18 protein-coding genes and 1 riboswitch are annotated in these 17,207 nt (G+C 59.1%); of the genes, 10 read left to right on the forward strand and 8 right to left on the reverse strand.

Annotation, left to right across the window (positions count from 1 at the left end):
* The coding region (gene rhlE / locus RTP97_RS15105) for an ATP-dependent RNA helicase RhlE (RefSeq protein WP_312415088.1) at positions 1–1,252 on the reverse strand (1,252 nt) is incomplete at its 3' end.
* A gap of 207 nt (positions 1,253–1,459) precedes the next feature.
* On the opposite strand from rhlE, the gene hlyD reads away from it, so the two are divergent.
* From hlyD to RTP97_RS15125, 4 genes are all read left to right on the forward strand, one after another.
* The gene (gene hlyD, locus RTP97_RS15110; RefSeq protein WP_312415090.1) at positions 1,460–2,458 is read left to right on the forward strand and encodes a secretion protein HlyD; all 999 of its coding nucleotides are present in this window, start codon (positions 1,460–1,462) and stop codon (positions 2,456–2,458) included.
* Positions 2,448–4,187, forward strand: coding sequence for an ATP-binding cassette domain-containing protein (locus RTP97_RS15115; RefSeq protein ID WP_312415091.1), 1,740 nt, complete (start codon positions 2,448–2,450; stop codon positions 4,185–4,187). The genes hlyD and RTP97_RS15115 overlap by 11 nt, the downstream gene beginning before the upstream one ends.
* On the forward strand, positions 4,177–5,310 hold the full coding sequence (locus RTP97_RS15120) for an ABC transporter permease (RefSeq protein ID WP_312415093.1): 1,134 nt from the start codon (positions 4,177–4,179) through the stop codon (positions 5,308–5,310). The genes RTP97_RS15115 and RTP97_RS15120 overlap by 11 nt, the downstream gene beginning before the upstream one ends.
* 134 nt (positions 5,311–5,444) lie before the next feature.
* Positions 5,445–6,551, forward strand: coding sequence for an ABC transporter permease (locus RTP97_RS15125; protein WP_312415096.1), 1,107 nt, complete (start codon positions 5,445–5,447; stop codon positions 6,549–6,551).
* On the opposite strand, the gene RTP97_RS15130 is transcribed toward RTP97_RS15125, so the two are convergent.
* Positions 6,513–6,923 (reverse strand): YbhQ family protein, encoded by a 411-nt coding sequence (locus tag RTP97_RS15130; RefSeq protein WP_312415098.1) that lies wholly within the window; start codon positions 6,921–6,923, stop codon positions 6,513–6,515. The genes RTP97_RS15125 and RTP97_RS15130 overlap by 39 nt on opposite strands.
* Positions 6,924–7,056: 133 nt before the next feature.
* Between RTP97_RS15130 and RTP97_RS15135 the strand changes: the two genes are divergently transcribed.
* From RTP97_RS15135 to RTP97_RS15145, 3 genes are read left to right on the forward strand one after another with little or no spacing between them, the layout of a single operon-like run.
* A complete protein-coding gene (locus tag RTP97_RS15135) occupies positions 7,057–7,818 on the forward strand; it encodes an endonuclease/exonuclease/phosphatase family protein (protein ID WP_312415100.1) in 762 nt (253 codons plus the stop codon).
* Positions 7,815–9,062 carry a cardiolipin synthase ClsB gene (clsB, locus tag RTP97_RS15140; RefSeq protein ID WP_312415102.1) on the forward strand — a complete coding sequence of 416 codons (1,248 nt, stop codon included), beginning with the start codon at positions 7,815–7,817 and terminating at the stop codon, positions 9,060–9,062. The genes RTP97_RS15135 and clsB overlap by 4 nt, the downstream gene beginning before the upstream one ends.
* The gene (locus RTP97_RS15145; protein ID WP_312415104.1) at positions 9,062–10,024 is read left to right on the forward strand and encodes a YbhN family protein; all 963 of its coding nucleotides are present in this window, start codon (positions 9,062–9,064) and stop codon (positions 10,022–10,024) included. Before clsB ends, RTP97_RS15145 begins: the two co-directional genes overlap by 1 nt.
* Before the next feature lie 64 nt (positions 10,025–10,088).
* On the opposite strand, the gene RTP97_RS15150 is transcribed toward RTP97_RS15145, so the two are convergent.
* From RTP97_RS15150 to moaA, 6 genes are all read right to left on the reverse strand, one after another.
* Complete coding sequence (locus tag RTP97_RS15150) at positions 10,089–10,793, reverse strand: Bax inhibitor-1/YccA family protein (RefSeq protein WP_312415105.1); 705 nt, start codon at positions 10,791–10,793, stop codon at positions 10,089–10,091.
* 58 nt (positions 10,794–10,851) lie between these two features.
* On the reverse strand, positions 10,852–11,304 hold the full coding sequence (moaE, locus tag RTP97_RS15155; RefSeq protein ID WP_312415107.1) for a molybdopterin synthase catalytic subunit MoaE: 453 nt from the start codon (positions 11,302–11,304) through the stop codon (positions 10,852–10,854).
* Position 11,305: 1 nt separating this feature from the next.
* Positions 11,306–11,551 carry a molybdopterin synthase sulfur carrier subunit gene (moaD, locus tag RTP97_RS15160; protein WP_312415110.1) on the reverse strand — a complete coding sequence of 82 codons (246 nt, stop codon included), beginning with the start codon at positions 11,549–11,551 and terminating at the stop codon, positions 11,306–11,308.
* Positions 11,544–12,029, reverse strand: a complete 486-nt coding sequence (gene moaC, locus RTP97_RS15165) for a cyclic pyranopterin monophosphate synthase MoaC (RefSeq protein WP_042392252.1) — start codon at positions 12,027–12,029, stop codon at positions 11,544–11,546. Before moaC ends, moaD begins: the two co-directional genes overlap by 8 nt.
* Before the next feature lie 3 nt (positions 12,030–12,032).
* Complete coding sequence (moaB, locus tag RTP97_RS15170; protein ID WP_312415113.1) at positions 12,033–12,545, reverse strand: molybdenum cofactor biosynthesis protein B; 513 nt, start codon at positions 12,543–12,545, stop codon at positions 12,033–12,035.
* A 20-nt stretch (positions 12,546–12,565) separates the two neighbouring features.
* On the reverse strand, positions 12,566–13,555 hold the full coding sequence (gene moaA, locus RTP97_RS15175; RefSeq protein ID WP_312415116.1) for a GTP 3',8-cyclase MoaA: 990 nt from the start codon (positions 13,553–13,555) through the stop codon (positions 12,566–12,568).
* Positions 13,543–13,675: riboswitch (molybdenum cofactor riboswitch) on the reverse strand. (Overlaps the previous gene by 13 nt.)
* 218 nt (positions 13,676–13,893) lie before the next feature.
* Here moaA and yvcK point away from each other — a divergent pair.
* The 3 genes from yvcK to pmrA all read left to right on the forward strand — a co-directional run bounded on the left by yvcK (position 13,894) and on the right by pmrA (position 17,207).
* Entirely contained in the window at positions 13,894–14,802 is a 909-nt protein-coding gene (gene yvcK / locus RTP97_RS15180; protein ID WP_312415119.1) for a uridine diphosphate-N-acetylglucosamine-binding protein YvcK, read from the forward strand.
* 92 nt (positions 14,803–14,894) lie between these two features.
* Entirely contained in the window at positions 14,895–16,532 is a 1,638-nt protein-coding gene (gene eptA, locus RTP97_RS15185; RefSeq protein ID WP_312415121.1) for a phosphoethanolamine transferase EptA, read from the forward strand.
* Positions 16,533–16,535: 3 nt separating this feature from the next.
* Entirely contained in the window at positions 16,536–17,207 is a 672-nt protein-coding gene (pmrA, locus tag RTP97_RS15190; RefSeq protein ID WP_312415124.1) for a two-component system response regulator PmrA, read from the forward strand.

The following is a 17,207-nucleotide window of genomic DNA, read 5'->3' on the forward strand; positions in this document are numbered from 1 at the left end:
TGCGACCTTCGCTACGGCGCGGCTGCTGCTGACCACGACCGCCGCCCTGCCCGCGTCCACCGCCGCCGCCACGCTGCTGGCGACCGTTTTGGATCGGCTCGGCTTTGATAGAGGCGTCCGGCTCATAGCCCGGCAGGGCAATGCGCGGGATCTCTTTTTTCAGCAGGCGCTCAATGTCACGTAGTAGCTTGTGCTCGTCGACGCAGACCAGCGACAGCGCTTCGCCGGTGGCCGCTGCACGGCCGGTACGACCGATGCGGTGCACATAGTCTTCCGGCACGTTCGGCAGCTCGTAGTTAACCACGTGCGGCAGCTCTTCAATATCCAGGCCACGGGCGGCAATGTCGGTTGCTACCAGTACGCGGATGTCACCCGATTTAAAATCGGCCAACGCCCGGGTACGGGCACCCTGGCTCTTGTTACCGTGGATGGCGGCACTACGGATGCCGTCTTTATTCAGCTGCTCCGCCAGGTGGTTTGCGCCGTGCTTGGTGCGGGTAAAGACCAGCACCTGCTGCCAGTTGCCTTCGCCAATCATTTGCGACAGCAGCTCGCGCTTGCGTTTCTTATCAACAAAGTGAACGTGCTGGGTCACCTGCTCGGAGGCGGTGTTGCGGCGTGCCACTTCGATCTCCAGCGGGTTGTGCAGCAGCTTCTCCGCCAGGGTTTTGATCTCATCCGAGAAGGTGGCAGAGAAGAGCAGGTTCTGACGCTTAGCTGGCAGCTTAGCCAGTACGCGGCGAATGTCGTGGATAAAGCCCATATCCAGCATGCGGTCAGCTTCGTCCAGCACCAGGATCTCAATCCCGTCCAGCTTAACGGCGTTCTGATGCTCCAGATCCAGCAGACGGCCTGGGGTAGCCACCAGCACGTCAACGCCGCCGCGCAGCTTCATCATCTGTGGGTTAATGCTTACGCCGCCGAAAACCACCAGCGAGCGCACGTTGAGGTACTGGCTGTACTCACGCACGTTCTCGCCTACCTGAGCCGCCAGCTCGCGGGTCGGGGTGAGGATCAGCGCACGTACCGGGCGACGCCCCTTGGCATGGGGTTCGCTGGTAATCAGGCGCTGCAACAGCGGCAGGGTAAAGCCCGCGGTTTTACCGGTACCGGTCTGGGCGCTGGCCATCAGGTCGCGCCCCTGCAGCACGGCGGGGATCGCCTGCTGCTGGATAGGGGTAGGTTCGCGGTAGCCCTGCTCGGCAACGGCACGCAGGATCTCAGGGTGTAAACCCAGTGCTTCAAAAGACATAACAACTCCGAACCGCCCCGACCGTTGCAGGTGTAGTTTTCAGGGAGATAGGTAACGAAACAGATGACAAAAACCACAATGTCATGAAGGGGCGGAGTGTAACAGCTTTTGTGATGTACCGCATAAAATATCCCATAAGGCATTTTCCCAATCCATAAGTTCGATGAGGATAGAATCATGCAGATAAATGCAAGGGAGCCTAAGTCTATGAAAAAACCCGTCGTCGCCCTCCTGGCGGTGGTTATCGTGCTGGCTGCTGCCGTCGGCGGCTGGCTGTGGTATCAGAGCCAGCAGGATCGCAGCTTGACCCTCTACGGCAACGTCGATATTCGCACGGTCAATATGAGCTTTCGCGTTGGCGGTCGCCTGGCGTCCCTGAACGTTGACGAAGGGGATGCGATTAAAGCAGGCCAGGTGCTGGGGACGCTGGACAAAGCGCCCTATGAAAACGCGCTGATGCAGGCCAAAGCCAGCGTTGCCGTCGCCCAGGCGCAGTACGATCTCATGCAGGCGGGCTATCGCGACGAGGAGATCGCTCAGACCGAGGCGGCGGTGCGGCAGGCCAAAGCGGCGTACGACTACGCGCAAAACTTCTACGCCCGCCAGCAGGGACTGTGGAAAAGCCGCACCATTTCCGCCAACGATCTGGAAAACGCCCGCTCGTCCCGGGATCAGGCTCGGGCGACGCTGAAATCCGCCGAGGATAAGCTCAGCCAGTACCGCACCGGCAACCGCCCGCAGGATATTGCCCAGGCGAAGGCCAGTCTTGAGCAGGCCCAGGCCCAGCGGGCGCAGGCCGAGCTGGATCTGCATGATACCACCCTGGTGGCCCCCGCCGACGGCACGCTGATGACCCGCGCCGTAGAGCCCGGCAGCATGCTCAGCGCGGGCAGCACCGTGCTGACCCTGTCGCTCACCCATCCGGTGTGGGTGCGCGCCTATATTGATGAACCTAACCTGGGCCAGGCGAAACCCGGCAGCGAACTGCTGCTCTATACCGATGGCCGCCCGGACAGGCCGTATCACGGCAAGGTAGGCTTCGTCTCCCCCACCGCCGAATTCACGCCAAAAACCGTCGAAACGCCGGATCTGCGTACCGATCTGGTCTACCGTCTGCGCATCATTGTGACTGACGCCGACGACGCCCTGCGCCAGGGGATGCCGGTCACCGTCCGGTTTAACAATGGACAGGACAATGCGCGATAACGCGATCCGGCTTGATGGCCTGGTAAAACGCTTTACCGGCATGGAGAAGCCTGCCGTCGCGCCGCTGAGCTGCACCATCCAGAGCGGGTTTGTGACCGGGCTGGTCGGCCCCGACGGGGCGGGTAAAACCACGCTGATGCGCATGCTGGCCGGGCTGCTCAAGCCTGACGCGGGCAGTGCCCGCGTGCTGGGTCTCGATCCCATTCATGACGATCGCGCCCTGCACGCCTCGCTGGGCTATATGCCACAGAAATTCGGCCTGTATGAAGATCTCACGGTGATGGAGAACCTGACCCTGTATGCCGATCTGCGCAGCGTCATGGGTGAAACACGGCAGAAAACCTTTGCCCGGCTGCTGGAATTTACCGCCCTCGGCCCCTTTACCGATCGGCTGGCGGGCAAGCTCTCCGGCGGGATGAAACAGAAGCTGGGCCTGGCCTGCACCCTGGTGGGCGAACCCAAAGTGCTGCTGCTGGATGAGCCCGGCGTCGGCGTGGATCCCATTTCACGTCGCGAACTGTGGCAGATGGTGCACGAGCTGGCGGGCGAAGGGATGCTGATCCTCTGGAGCACCTCCTATCTTGATGAAGCCGAGCAGTGCCGGGACGTGCTGCTGCTCAACGAAGGAGAGCTGCTGTATCAGGGCCAGCCCACCACGTTAACCCAGAGCATGGCCGGACGCAGCTTTCTGCTGCACAGCCCGCAGGAGTCTAACCGCAGGCTGCTGCGTCGGGTGTTGAGGCTGCCGCAGGTGAGCGACGGCATGATCCAGGGCCGCTCGGTGCGTCTGATCCTCAAGAAAGAGGCCAGCGCCGAAGATATTCGCCACGCGCAGGGGATGCCGGAGATTGAGATAGCTGAAACCACGCCGCGCTTTGAAGATGCCTTTATCGACCTGCTTGGCGGGGCGGGAACCCAGGAGTCACCTCTCGGCGCGATCCTGCACACCGTGGAGGGCTCACCGGAGGAGACGGTGATTGAGGCAAAATCGTTGACCAAAAAATTTGGCGACTTTGCGGCAACGGATAACGTCGATTTTGCCGTGAAGCGCGGAGAAATTTTCGGCCTGCTGGGGCCAAACGGTGCAGGGAAATCCACCACCTTTAAGATGATGTGCGGCCTGCTGGTCCCCACCGCTGGCAAGGCGCTGGTGCTGGGCATGGATCTGAAGGTCAGCTCCGGTAAAGCCCGCCAACGGCTGGGCTATATGGCGCAGAAGTTTTCTCTCTACGGCAACCTCACCGTGGAGCAGAACCTGCGCTTCTTCTCCGGGGTCTACGGTCTGCGCGGGCGCGCGCAGAGCGAGAAGATCGCCCGCATGAGCGAGGCGTTCAGCCTGACCCCTATCGCCTCGCACGCCACCGATGCCCTACCGCTGGGCTTCAAGCAGCGGCTGGCGCTGGCCTGCTCGCTGATGCATGAGCCGGATATCCTGTTTCTCGACGAGCCGACCTCCGGCGTCGATCCCCTTACCCGCCGCGAGTTCTGGCTGCATATCAACAGCATGGTTGAGAAAGGCGTCACCGTGATGGTCACCACCCACTTTATGGATGAGGCGGAGTATTGCGACCGCATCGGGCTGGTCTATCGCGGGAAGCTAATTGCCCACGGCACGCCGGACGATCTGAAAGCCCAGGCCGCAGACGCGGAACAGGCGGACCCGACGATGGAGCAGGCGTTTATTCGGCTGATCAACGACTGGGACAGGGAGCATGCCGATGAGCACTAGCGCAGTGTCATGGCGGCGGGTGCGCGCCCTCTGCATCAAAGAGACACGACAGATCGTACGTGACCCCAGCAGCTGGCTGATTGCGGTGCTGATCCCTCTCCTGCTGCTGTTTATCTTTGGCTACGGCATTAATCTCGACTCCAGCCGTCTGCGGGTGGGGATCCTGCTGGAGCAGCGCAGCGAAGAGGCGCTGGACTTCGCCCACGCCATGACCGGCTCGCCCTACATCGATGCCACCATTAGCGACAGCCGTCAGGCGCTTATCCAGAAGATGCAGGCCGGGCGCATTCGCGGCATGGTGGTGATCCCGGTGGATTTCGCTGCCAATATGGCGCGCCCTGGCGTGGATGCCCCCATTCAGGTGATCACCGACGGCAGCGAGCCGAACACCGCTAACTTCGTACAGGGCTACGCGGAGGGGATCTGGCAGCTGTGGCAGATGCAGCGGGCGGAGGATCGGGGCGAAACGTTTGAGCCGCTGATCGACGTTCAGACCCGCTACTGGTTTAACCCGGCTGCCATCAGCCAGCACTTTATTATCCCCGGCGCGGTGACCATCATCATGACGGTGATCGGGGCCATTCTCACCTCGCTGGTGATCGCCCGCGAGTGGGAGCGCGGCACTATGGAGGCCCTGCTCTCGACGGAGGTGACCCGCGTTGAGCTGCTGCTCTGCAAGCTGATCCCCTACTACTTCCTCGGCATGCTGGCGATGCTGCTCTGCATGCTGGTCTCGGTGTTTATCCTCGGCGTGCCCTACCGCGGCTCGCTGATCCTGCTGTTTCTTATTAGCAGCCTGTTTTTGCTCAGCACCCTGGGGATGGGACTGCTTATCTCCACCGTGACACGCAACCAGTTTAACGCCGCGCAGGTGGCGCTCAACGCCGCGTTTCTGCCGTCGATTATGCTGTCGGGCTTTATCTTTCAGATAGACAGCATGCCAGCGGTGATCCGCGCGGTGACGTGGATTATTCCGGCGCGCTATTTTGTCAGCACGCTGCAAAGCCTCTTCCTGGCTGGCAATATCCCGGTGGTGCTGATTGTGAATACGCTGTTTTTGCTCGCGTCGGCGGTGATGTTTATCGGCTTAACGTGGCTGAAAACCAAACGTAGATTAGATTGATGCTTATGCCGATGTACCCTGTAGGCCCGGTAAGCGTAGCGCCACCGGGCGTTTATCTGTTGACTCCGGCATGCCGGGCGGCACTGCGTTTGCCCGGCCTACAGGATGCATCTGCGGGAAAAGAGGATAACAACATGCTTCACCGCTTATGGACGCTGATCCGCAAAGAGCTGCAATCCCTACTACGGGAGCCGCAGACCCGCGCGATCCTGATTGTGCCGGTGCTGATCCAGGTGCTGCTGTTCCCTTTTGCCGCCACCCTTGAGGTGACCAACGCCACTATCGCTATCTATAACGAAGACAGCGGCAGGCACGCGGTGGAGCTGACCCAGCGCTTTGCCCGCGCCAAAGCCTTTACCCACGTTCTGCTGCTGAGAAGCCCGCAGGAGATTCGGCCCACCCTCGATACGCAAAAGGCGCTGCTGCTGGTGCGCTTCCCGGCGGATTTCTCGCGCAACCTCGATACTTTCCAGACCGCGCCGATGCAGCTGCTCCTCGACGGCCGTAACTCCAACAGTGCGCAGATTGCCGCCAACTATCTTCAACAGGTGGTAAAGGAGTATCAGCAGGAGCTGATGGCGGGAAAAGCAAAGCCTAACAACAGCGAGCTGGTGGTGCGCAACTGGTACAACCCCAACCTCGACTATAAATGGTTTGTGGTGCCGTCGCTGATAGCCATGATCACCACCATTGGGGTGATGATTGTCACCTCGCTGTCTGTAGCCCGTGAGCGGGAACAGGGGACGCTGGATCAGCTGCTGGTGTCGCCTCTCGCCACCTGGCAGATCTTTGTCGGCAAGGCGGTACCGGCCCTGATCGTCGCCACCTTCCAGGCCAGCATCGTACTGGGGATAGGCATCTGGGCCTATCAAATCCCCTTCGCCGGTTCGCTGATGCTCTTCTACTTCACCATGCTGATCTACGGGCTGTCGCTGGTGGGCTTTGGCCTGCTGATCTCCGCGCTATGCGCTACGCAGCAGCAGGCGTTTATCGGCGTGTTCGTCTTTATGATGCCGGCAATCCTGCTCTCCGGCTACGTGTCGCCGGTGGAGAATATGCCGGTCTGGCTGCAGCATCTGACGTGGGTGAATCCCATTCGCCACTTCACCGATATCACCAAGCAGATCTACCTGAAGGACGCGAGTCTGGATATTGTGTGGGGAAGTCTGTGGCCGCTGCTGGTTATCGCGGCCACGACGGGATCAGTGGCCTACGCGATGTTCAGGCGGAACGTTGCGTAGCTTCTTATCTTTGCTTAGCAGAGAGAGCACCGCTGGCCCGGCAAGGATCGCCAGCCCTACCGGGGCGAGCAGTAGATCGTTATGCAACACGCGGGAGAGCAGCCACAGGGCAATGATAGAGGCACCGAAATACCAGGAGGTGGTCAGCTCCTCAAGAAAATCGCCTACCTCACGCCAGCGCCCGTCATGATGACGTTGCAGAGCCAGCATCAGCAGCACCGTGACGCCGTAAACCACGCACAGGCTTAAGCCGACGCGCACCAGCGCCCCGCTCATCCAGCCCATTACCAGCGCCGCCACGACGATGAAATGCGACACAATCTGCCAGCAACCGAGGCCGGTTGCCACACGAATACGCTGTTGCCACTTCATGGATTTTCTCCTGAAGAATTTTATCTGTTATTGAGAGTACCGGACTTTACGGAAAAATCCGTAAGGCCGCATCTTTTTGTGACAGATACTACACTTTATTTCCAACAGGACAGCGTCACTGGCGGGATACAAGATGACAGAACAGAATCGGCCATTCTCTTTAAAAGTTCTCACGATTAACACGCACAAGGGTTTCACCGCGTTTAACAAACGCTTTATTTTACCAGAGTTACGCGACGCGGTTCGTACCGTCGGCGCGGATATTGTCTGCCTGCAAGAGGTGATGGGGGCACACGAGGTGCATCCGCTGCACGTGGAAAACTGGCCCGATACCACTCACTATGAATTTCTGGCCGATACGATGTGGAGCGATTTTGCCTATGGTCGTAATGCCGTTTACCCGGAAGGGCATCATGGCAACGCGGTGCTCTCGCGCTATCCGATTGTCCACTATGAGAACCGCGACGTCTCCGTCGACGGCAGCGAGAAGCGCGGCCTGCTCTACTGCCGCATCGTGCCGCCGCAGACTAACTGCCCGATTCACGTTATCTGCGTCCATCTCGGGTTACGGGAATCGCACCGTCAGGCCCAGCTTACTATGCTGGCCGAGTGGGTTAACTCATTCCCTGAAGGGGAGCCGGTGCTGGTAGCGGGCGACTTTAACGACTGGCGGGTCAAAGCGAACTACCCGCTGAAAAAACAGGCGGGCCTGGAGGAGATCTTTACCCGAGCAAAAGGCCGCCCGGCGCGTACGTTCCCGGTCAGCCTGCCGCTGCTGCGTCTTGACCGTATCTATGTTAAGAACGCCAACGCTAGCGCCCCTACGGCGTTGCCGCTGCGTAACTGGCGTCATTTGTCTGACCATGCCCCACTAAGCGCGGAGATTCACTTATGAAATGCGGATGGCGAGAAGGAAACCGCATCCAGCTGCTGGAGAACGGTGACGAATACTACCCGGCTGTGTTCAAAGCCATTGAGCAGGCACAGCGTAAAGTGATCCTGGAAACCTTTATCTGGTTTGACGACGACGTGGGCCGCCAGCTCCATGCGGTACTGCTGCGTACCGCCCAGCGCGGAGTGAATATCGAAGTGCTGCTGGACGGCTACGGCTCCCCCGATCTCAGCGATGAGTTCGTCGGCCAGCTTACCGCCGCCGGGGTGGTGTTCCGCTACTACGATCCGCGCCCGCCGCTGTTAGGTATGCGCACCAACGTTTTCCGCCGGATGCACCGTAAAATTGTGGTGATCGACAGCACCGTGGCGTTTGTCGGCGGCATCAACTACTCCGCCGAGCATATGAGCGACTACGGCCCGGAAGCCAAGCAGGACTACGCCGTGCGGGTGGAAGGCCCGGTGGTAGAGGATATCCTCCAGTTCGAGCTGGAGAACCTGCCGGAGCACGCCCAGACCCGCCGCTGGTGGCAGCAGCGTCGTCGTCATCAGGCACCGGATAATCGCCAGCCCGGCGAGGCGCAGGCACTGTTTGTCTGGCGAGATAACGACGATCACCGTGACGACATTGAGCGTCACTACCTCAAAATGCTGGCGAATGCCAAACGTGAAGTGATCATTGCCAACGCCTACTTCTTCCCCGGCTACCGCCTGCTGCATGCGATGCGCAACGCCGCCCGCCGTGGCGTGACGGTAAAGCTGATTGTCCAGGGCGAGCCGGATATGCCCATCGTGAAGGTGGGTGCGCGTCTGCTCTATAACTATTTAGTGAAGGGCGGCGTGCAGGTGTATGAGTATCGCCGTCGGCCGCTGCACGGCAAGGTAGCGGTAATGGACGATCACTGGGCCACCGTCGGCTCCAGCAACCTCGATCCCCTTAGCCTGTCGCTTAACCTGGAAGCTAACCTGATTATCCATGACCGCAGCTTTAACCAGACCCTGCGCGACAACCTGAACGGCATCCTGCAGCACGACTGCGTGCGGGTGGATGAGACCATGGTGCCAAGACGCACATGGTGGAACCTGGCAAAAAGCGTGGTGGTGTTCCATTTCCTGCGGAAATTCCCGGCGATGGTGGGCTGGCTGCCGGCCCACACGCCTAAGCTGTCACTGGTAAAGCCTCCAGTTCAGCCGGAAATGGAGACGCAGGATCGCGTCGATACGGAAAGCAGAGAGGTTAATCCCTGATGAGCAAATCACATCCTCGCTGGCGGCTGGCGAAAAAGATCCTGACCTGGGTCTTCTTTATTGCCGTAACGGTGCTGCTGGTAGTCTATGCCCGCACGGTAGACTGGGGCGACGTCTGGAACGTTATCCGCAACTATAACCGTACGCCGCTGCTGATCTCCGCCGCGCTGGTGGTGGTCAGCTATCTGCTCTACGGCTGCTATGACCTGTTAGCCCGCGCCTACTGCGGACACAAGCTGGCGGCGCGTCAGGTGATGCTGGTGTCGTTTGTCTGCTACGCCTTTAACCTGACCCTCAGCACCTGGGTGGGCGGGATTGGCATGCGCTATCGTCTCTACTCCCGCCTCGGCCTGCCCAGCAGCACCATCACCCGGATCTTCTCGTTAAGCATTACCACCAACTGGCTGGGCTACATTCTGCTGGGCGGGATCATCTTTACCTTCGGCATTGTTCAATTGCCTTCGCACTGGTACATCGACGAGGGCACGCTGCGCATCGTTGGCATCGTGCTGCTGCTGATGATCGCCGCCTACCTCTGGTTCTGCGCCTTTGCGAAACGCCGCCATATGACGGTGAAGGGCCAGAAGCTGGTGCTGCCGTCGTTTAAGTTTGCCGTCGCGCAGATGGTAATTTCCAGCGCCAATTGGATGGCGATGGGAGCGATTATCTGGCTGCTGCTGGGTCAGGAGGTGAACTACTTCTTCGTGCTGGGCGTGCTGCTGGTGAGCAGTATCGCGGGGGTGATCGTCCATATTCCGGCAGGGATCGGCGTGCTGGAGGCGGTATTTATCGCCCTGCTGGCGGGTGAGCACGTCTCGCACGGCAAGATCATCGCCGCCCTGCTCGCCTATCGCGTGCTCTACTACTTCCTGCCGCTGATGCTGGCGCTGGTCTGTTATCTGGTGCTGGAGAGCCGGGCGAAAAAGCTGCGGGCGAAGAACGAACAGGCGATGCAGAAGTAATGAGAAAGGAAAACCCCGGTGGCGCTACGCTTACCGGGGCTACAACTGATAATGCAAACTGACGTTAACGACGGTTACCGAAGATCCGCAGCAGCATCAGGAACAGGTTGATAAAGTCGAGATAGAGGGTCAGCGCCCCGAGGATGGCGTACTTACGCAGGTTACCGGTATCGCTCACGTCAATCTGCTCGCCGATGCTCTTCAGCTTCTGCGTGTCATAGGCCGTCAGGCCAACGAAGACAATCACCCCGATATAGGTCACTATCCATATCAGCGTCTCGCTCTTCAGCCAGAAGTTGACCAGCGAGGCCAGCACAATGCCAATCAGCGCCATAAACAGCATATTGCCGAAGCCGCTCAGATCGCGCTTGGTGGTGTAGCCGTAGAGGCTCATCGCCCCAAACATGCCGCCGGTGACCACAAAGGTGCTGGCGATAGACGAGTAGGTGTAGACCACAAAGATGCTGGCGAGGGTCAGGCCGGTCAGCGCCGAGTAGAGCATAAACAGCGTGGTGGCCATCGCCGCACTGAGCTTATGTACCAGTCCGGAGAGAACAAATACCAGCGCCAGCTGGGCAATGATCAGGCCAAAGAAGGTGATTTTGCTGGAGAAGACAAACATCATCACTGCGGGGGTATTGGCCGCGAACCAGGCGATAAACGCCGTCAGGAACAGCCCGCAGGTCATCCAACCGTAGACCTGGGCCATGTAGGTTTGCAGCCCGCCGCGGGCCTGGACAATTGAATCGGATCGTGGGAATCGGTCCATGATTAACTCCTGTTAAGTGAACACGCTTCTAAGGGTAACACATCCAGGGAAAAGCGGCTTACCAGCGCTTAGCCGCCTGCTGGTCGCTCTCCCGCGCCTCGACCCAACGATCGCCCTCCTCCGTCGCCTCTCGCTTCCAGAAGGGGGCGCGGGTCTTCAGGTAGTCCATAATGTACTCTCCGGCGGCAAAGGCGCTGCCGCGATGAACGCTGGTGACGCCAACGAAGACAATCTCATCCCCTGGCCACAGCTCGCCGATGCGGTGGATCACCGTGACGCGGCCCAGCGGCCAGCGATCGCGGGCCTGCTGGACGATATCCGCCAGCGTCTTCTCGGTCATACCGGGGTAGTGCTCCAGGGTCAGGGCGCGCACGCTGTCACCAAGATTGTGGTTGCGCACCTTGCCGGTAAAGGTGACTACCGCCCCGTCTTCGTCGCGTTCCGCCAGCCAGACGTACTCCTCACCGACGCTAAAAGGCTCGAGGCCTACGCGAATGCGCGTCTCGCTCATCTTAGCCTCCGGTGACCGGTGGGAAGAGCGCGACTTCATCGCCGCTCACTACCGGATGGTCAAAGCTCACCAGCGTCTGGTTGACTGCTGCCAGCAGGCGGCCCTCCTCCAGCGCCAGCGCCCAACGGTCGCCCCTGGCGGCCAGCTGTTGACGCAGCGCTTCCACGCTAGGGAACTCGCTCTCCAGCGTCAGGCTATCGCAGCCCACCAGCTCCCGCACCTGGGCAAAAAAGAGAACGTTAATCATCGTTATCCGCCCTGAAATCACCGGATTTGCCACCGCTCTTCGCCAGCAGGCGAACCGGACCAATCACCATATCTTTCTGCACCGCTTTACACATGTCGTAAATGGTCAGCGCCGCCACCGAGGCCGCCGTGAGCGCCTCCATCTCGACGCCGGTCTTGCCGGTCAGGCGGCACAGGGTGGTAATACGCACCCGACTCTGTTCCGGCTGCGCCTCCAGATTCACTTCGACCTTGCTGAGCATCAGCGGATGGCACAGCGGGATCAGCTCCCAGGTGCGCTTTGCCGCCTGGATACCGGCAATGCGGGCGGTGGCAAAGACGTCGCCCTTATGGTGGCTACCGTCGATAATCATCGCCAGCGTCTCAGGAAGCATGGTGACAAAGGCTTCCGCCTGCGCTTCACGCACGGTCTCTGCTTTTGCCGAAACATCGACCATGTGCGCCTCACCGGCGGCATTAATGTGGGTCAGTTGAGACATAGCTTACTTCTTCAAATGGGGTTGGAAATTGCACGGACGGGTGCGCGCATCGAGCTGCGGCGCGATGATATTCTCCCATGCGGTGCGGCAGGCTTTGGTCGAGCCGGGCATGGCAAAAATCAGCGTATTGTTGGCGATACCGGCCACCGCGCGGGACTGGAGCGTGGCGGTGCCAATCTCCTCAAAGGAGAGCATGCGGAACACCTCACCAAAGCCTTCGATCTCGCGATCGAAGAGCGGCAGCAGTGCCTCCGGGGTCTGGTCACCGGCGGTAAAGCCGGTGCCGCCGTTGATCAAGATAACCTGCACGTCATCACTGGCGATCCACGCTGAGACCTGGGCACGAATGGCGTAGCGGTTCTCCTTGACGATGGCTTTGGCCACCACCTGATGACCCGCTTCATGGGCCGCATCGCGCAGGAAGTGGCCGGAGGTATCCTCCTCTTCGCCGCGACGGCTTGAAACGGTCAGCACGGCAATGCGTGCCGGGACAAACTCTGCACTGGCCTGACTCATAAACTGCCTCCTTGTATGGTTTATCCGCCAATATAGGAAAGATTTTGCGTGATGCCGGTATTGCCCTGATGCAGGAAGTGGGTCTGCTTCTTATGCGTCAGCGCCTCAGCGATGCGTGCCTCCAGCTCCGCCTGCTGGGCATCTTCCGCCAGCAGATCGCGCAGGCTCACGCCGCCGTCGCCGAACAGGCAGAGATGCAGCTTGCCCACCGACGAGACGCGCAGCCGGTTGCAGCTGGCGCAAAAGTCTTTCTCGTAGGGCATGATCAGGCCAATTTCGCCGCTGTAGTCGGGGTGGCAGAAGACCTGCGCCGGGCCGTCGCTGCGGCCGCGCAGCTTCTGGATCCAGCCGCGACGCAGCAGCTCATCGCGCAGCACCATGCCGGAGAGGTGGTGCTTGCGGAACAGGTCGCTCCCCTCGCCGGTCTCCATTAGCTCGATAAAGCGCAGCTGAATGGGACGAGACTGGATCCACGCCAGGAAGGTATCAAGCTGGTGATGGTTGACGTCGCGCATCAGCACGGTGTTGACCTTGACCTTTTCAAAGCCCGCCTCGAAAGCGGCGTCGATACCCTGCATCACCTGGTGAAATTTGTCCTGGCCGGTGATGGCGTGAAACTGCCGGGCATCGAGGCTATCAACGCTGACGTTGATCGCCGTCAACCCGGCGTCGCGCCAGCTGGCCACGTCTCGCGCCAGGCGATAGCCGTTGGTGGTCACCGCCAGCTGGCGGATAGCGGCGTTCTCCCGCACCGCAGCGATGATCTCGGTAAAGTCGCGGCGCAGCGAGGGCTCTCCGCCGGTCAGCCGCACCTTCTCGGTGCCGAGCGCGGAAAAGGCGCGGGTTACCCGTCGAATTTCATCGAGGTTCAGAAAGCTTTTGTTGGTGACCCCGCCCGGCTTGTAGCCATCGGGCAGGCAGTAGGTGCAACGAAAATTGCACACGTCAGTAATAGACAGACGCAGGTAATAGAACTTACGCGCGAATGCATCGGTAAGCTGTGAGGCCATGTACACCTTTCCAAATACGGGAGATGCAGTCATTTCTTCCTGCACCCTGGTGGCAACTGCCACGGCCAAAGCATCATATCCAGGGACGTAGACGCAGAGGCTAGAGTGTGTGTTGTAACGCTATAAGTAGCGATAGTAGCGCGATAACGTGATTTTCGCCATCCCCGCCTATCGCTATATAAATTAGTATATAGCGTCCTAATCGTGCATTTTCGTTACAGAATACGTGAAAATCAGCCTCTTGCCTTGATATGCATCATTTTCACCCGACTGGGGCATCGTCTTTAAGTGGTATTTAGGTTAACGTAGCGCAGTTTTTTAGCCATTAAGGAAGAGTTATGCGTAGTCGTACGCTTGCGGATCTTGACCGGGTCGTTGCCCTTGGCGGCGGACACGGTCTGGGTCGTGTTATGTCCTCGCTGGGATCGCTGGGTTCAAGGCTGACGGGGATCGTCACCACCACCGATAACGGCGGGTCAACCGGGCGTATTCGTCGCGCCGAGGGCGGCATCGCCTGGGGCGATATGCGTAACTGTTTAAACCAGTTAATTACCGAGCAGAGCGTCGCTTCGGCGATGTTTGAGTACCGTTTTACCGGTAATGGCGAGCTTTCGGGCCATAACCTCGGAAATCTGATGTTAAAGGCGCTGGACCACCTTAGCGTCAGGCCTCTGGAAGCGATCAATTTAATTCGCAACCTGTTGAAGGTGGATGCATTTTTAATCCCGATGTCGGAGCAGCCGGTAGATCTGATGGCTATCGACAGCGAGGGACACACGGTGTACGGCGAGGTCAACGTCGACGGGCTGACGACCCCCATTCAGGAGCTGATGCTCTTCCCCTCCGTGCCTGCTACCCGGGAAGCGACAGACGCCATTGCCGAAGCGGATCTCATTCTGATTGGCCCCGGCAGCTTTTACACCAGCCTGATGCCGTTGGTGCTGCTTGGCGATCTTGCCCAGGCGCTGCGCCGCACCCCAGCCCCGGTGGTCTATATCGACAACTTAGGCAAGGAGCTGAGCGCCGAGGCGGCACGAATGAATCTGGCCGCTAAGCTGGCTCTGTTAGAGCAGCGCGTAGGCAAGCGGATCGTGGACGCCGTCGTGGTGGGGCCAGAGGCGGAGACGGCGGATCTCAGCGACCGCATCGTGGTACAGGAGGCACTGGAGGCCACCGACGTTCCCCATCATCACGATCGTCACCTGCTGCGTGCCGCGCTGGAGCAGGCGGTACAGCGGCTGGGCTGATTTTCTCACGCTCGGACTTTTCTGAAGATCTTAAGGTTCCCTTAACCCTCTTCTGTGAGCATACGCAACATACTCTTTTCTGGAAGTCATGTATGCGTATGTTCCCGTTCTACAGGCCTGCCTTAGGGCGCATGTCCTTTACCATTCTGTTTTCATTCTATATCGCCGTTGCGCTGAACCTTGTCTTTTATCGTCAGGCCTGGACGCTGCTGGCGGTAAATTCGCCGTGGTCGCTGGCAGTATTTTTATCGATGCCGATTGTGACCTTCTGCGTGATCAATATCCTGACCACCCTGGCGTCGTTTATCTGGCTGGATCGGCTGCTGATCTGCCTGTTTATCCTGCTCTGCGCGGCGACCCAGTACTTTATCTGGACCTACGGCGTAATTATCGACCGTACTATGATCGCCAATATTCTCGATACCACCCCAGCCGAAAGCTTTGCCTTGCTCACGCCCCAGCTGCTGCTGACGGTGGGGATCTCTGGGGTGCTGATGGCCATGTTGGCCTGCTGGCTGCGGATTAAAAAACACCCTTCCGGCTGGCGTAGCCTGCTGATACGGGGGGCGAATATTCTCGTGTCGGTCGCCGTGATTCTGGTGGTAGCGCTCTTTTTCTATAAAGATTACGCCTCGCTGTTTCGCAATAATCGTGAGCTGGTGAAGTCTCTGGGGCCCTCTAACAGCATTACCGCCGTCTACTCTTACTATAAGCATCACCGGATGGATAACCTGCCGCTGGTGAAGTTAGGCGAAGACGCTGCGCTGGTGCCGCAGATGCATCAGGGCGCGAAAAAGAATTTAACCATTCTGGTGGTGGGTGAAACCTCACGAGCAGAGGATTTCTCTCTCTCCGGCTACGGGCGCGACACCAATCCACGGCTTAAGCAAGATAACGTGGTCTACTTCCCACAGACCAGCTCCTGCGGCACGGTGACGGCGGTCTCCGTTCCCTGCATGTTCTCCGGGATGGCGCGCAAGAACTACGATGAGCAGCTGGCGCACCACCGGGAAGGCCTGCTGGATATTATCCAGCGCGCGGGTATTCAGGTGCTGTGGAACGAGAACGACGGCGGCTGCAAAGGTGCCTGCGACAGGGTGCCCCATCAGGACGTTACTGCCCTGAACCTGGCAGGCGACTGCACCGCTGGCGAGTGCCATGACGATATTCTCTTCCACGGCCTGGCACAGTATATCGATAATTTACAGGGCGACGGTGTGATCGTGCTGCATACCATCGGCAGCCATGGCCCGACCTATTACCAACGTTATCCGCCGCAGTTCAGGAAATTTACCCCGACCTGCGATACCAACGAAATCCAGACCTGTTCGCAAGAACAGCTTAAGAATACTTACGATAATACGGTACTGTACGTCGACTATGTCGTCGATAAAGCGATAAAACTGTTGCAGGCGCAGCAGGATAAATTTACCACCAGCCTGGTCTACCTCTCCGATCACGGGGAGTCTTTAGGTGAAAATGGCGTCTATCTGCATGGCCTGCCCTACGCCATTGCGCCAGAGTCACAGAAACATGTGCCGATGCTGATCTGGCTATCGCAGGATTTTCAGCAGCGCTACAAGGTGAGTGAAGCGTGCCTGCAAAAGCGCGCCGCCAGCGAGGCTTTTTCGCAGGACAACCTGTTCTCAACCATGCTGGGCATCACGGGCGTGCAGACCCAAGTTTATCGGCCAGCCGATGATATTTTGGCCGCGTGCAAGGAGTCATAATCAATGAAAATATTAATCGTCGAGGATGATGCATTGCTGCTGCAGGGGCTCATCCTCGCAATGCAGTCAGAGGGGTACGCCTGCGACGGCGTGAGCACCAGCCGGGAGGCGATGCTCTGCCTGACGTCAGGACACTATAGCCTGATTGTGCTCGATCTGGGCCTGCCGGATGAAGATGGCCTGCATCTGTTGCAGCGGCTGCGGCGGGAGAAGGTCTCCCTGCCGGTGCTGATCCTGACCGCGCGGGATACCGTGGAGGATCGCATTTGCGGGCTGGATGCGGGTGCGGACGACTATCTGATTAAGCCCTTTGCATTGGAGGAGCTTAACGCCCGCATCCGGGCGTTGCTGCGCCGCCATACCAACCAGGGCGATAGCGAAATTATCGTTGACGACCTGCGCCTGAACGTGAATACCCGGCAGGTGTGGATGGCTGGGCACGCTATGGATCTGACGCCAAAAGAGTACGCTCTGCTGTCACGCCTGATGCTTAAGGCGGGCAGCCCGGTGCACCGGGAAATTCTCTATAATGACATCTATAACTGGGATAATGAGCCAGCCACCAACACCCTGGAGGTGCATATCCATAATTTACGGGAAAAGATTGGTAAAGATCGCATCCGCACGGTGCGCGGTTTTGGCTACCAGCTGATTAAAACGGAGCAGACAACCTGA

It is taken from the genome of Pseudescherichia sp. (assembly GCF_031998825.1).
GTDB lineage: Bacteria > Pseudomonadota > Gammaproteobacteria > Enterobacterales > Enterobacteriaceae > Pseudescherichia.

Coding starts and splice junctions, on each gene's coding strand:
- moaA (WP_312415116.1), bottom strand. CDS start 13,555: ATGGCCTCACAGCTTACCGATGCATTCGCGCGTAAGTTCTATTACCTG.
- moaD (WP_312415110.1), bottom strand. CDS start 11,551: ATGATTAACGTTCTCTTTTTTGCCCAGGTGCGGGAGCTGGTGGGCTGC.
- RTP97_RS15120 (WP_312415093.1), top strand. CDS start 4,177: ATGAGCACTAGCGCAGTGTCATGGCGGCGGGTGCGCGCCCTCTGCATC.
- moaB (WP_312415113.1), bottom strand. CDS start 12,545: ATGAGTCAGGCCAGTGCAGAGTTTGTCCCGGCACGCATTGCCGTGCTG.
- RTP97_RS15145 (WP_312415104.1), top strand. CDS start 9,062: ATGAGCAAATCACATCCTCGCTGGCGGCTGGCGAAAAAGATCCTGACC.
- RTP97_RS15125 (WP_312415096.1), top strand. CDS start 5,445: ATGCTTCACCGCTTATGGACGCTGATCCGCAAAGAGCTGCAATCCCTA.
- RTP97_RS15135 (WP_312415100.1), top strand. CDS start 7,057: ATGACAGAACAGAATCGGCCATTCTCTTTAAAAGTTCTCACGATTAAC.
- RTP97_RS15130 (WP_312415098.1), bottom strand. CDS start 6,923: ATGAAGTGGCAACAGCGTATTCGTGTGGCAACCGGCCTCGGTTGCTGG.
- moaC (WP_042392252.1), bottom strand. CDS start 12,029: ATGTCTCAACTGACCCACATTAATGCCGCCGGTGAGGCGCACATGGTC.
- moaE (WP_312415107.1), bottom strand. CDS start 11,304: ATGAGCGAGACGCGCATTCGCGTAGGCCTCGAGCCTTTTAGCGTCGGT.
- eptA (WP_312415121.1), top strand. CDS start 14,895: ATGCGTATGTTCCCGTTCTACAGGCCTGCCTTAGGGCGCATGTCCTTT.
- RTP97_RS15150 (WP_312415105.1), bottom strand. CDS start 10,793: ATGGACCGATTCCCACGATCCGATTCAATTGTCCAGGCCCGCGGCGGG.
- hlyD (WP_312415090.1), top strand. CDS start 1,460: ATGAAAAAACCCGTCGTCGCCCTCCTGGCGGTGGTTATCGTGCTGGCT.
- RTP97_RS15115 (WP_312415091.1), top strand. CDS start 2,448: ATGCGCGATAACGCGATCCGGCTTGATGGCCTGGTAAAACGCTTTACC.
- pmrA (WP_312415124.1), top strand. CDS start 16,536: ATGAAAATATTAATCGTCGAGGATGATGCATTGCTGCTGCAGGGGCTC.
- yvcK (WP_312415119.1), top strand. CDS start 13,894: ATGCGTAGTCGTACGCTTGCGGATCTTGACCGGGTCGTTGCCCTTGGC.
- clsB (WP_312415102.1), top strand. CDS start 7,815: ATGAAATGCGGATGGCGAGAAGGAAACCGCATCCAGCTGCTGGAGAAC.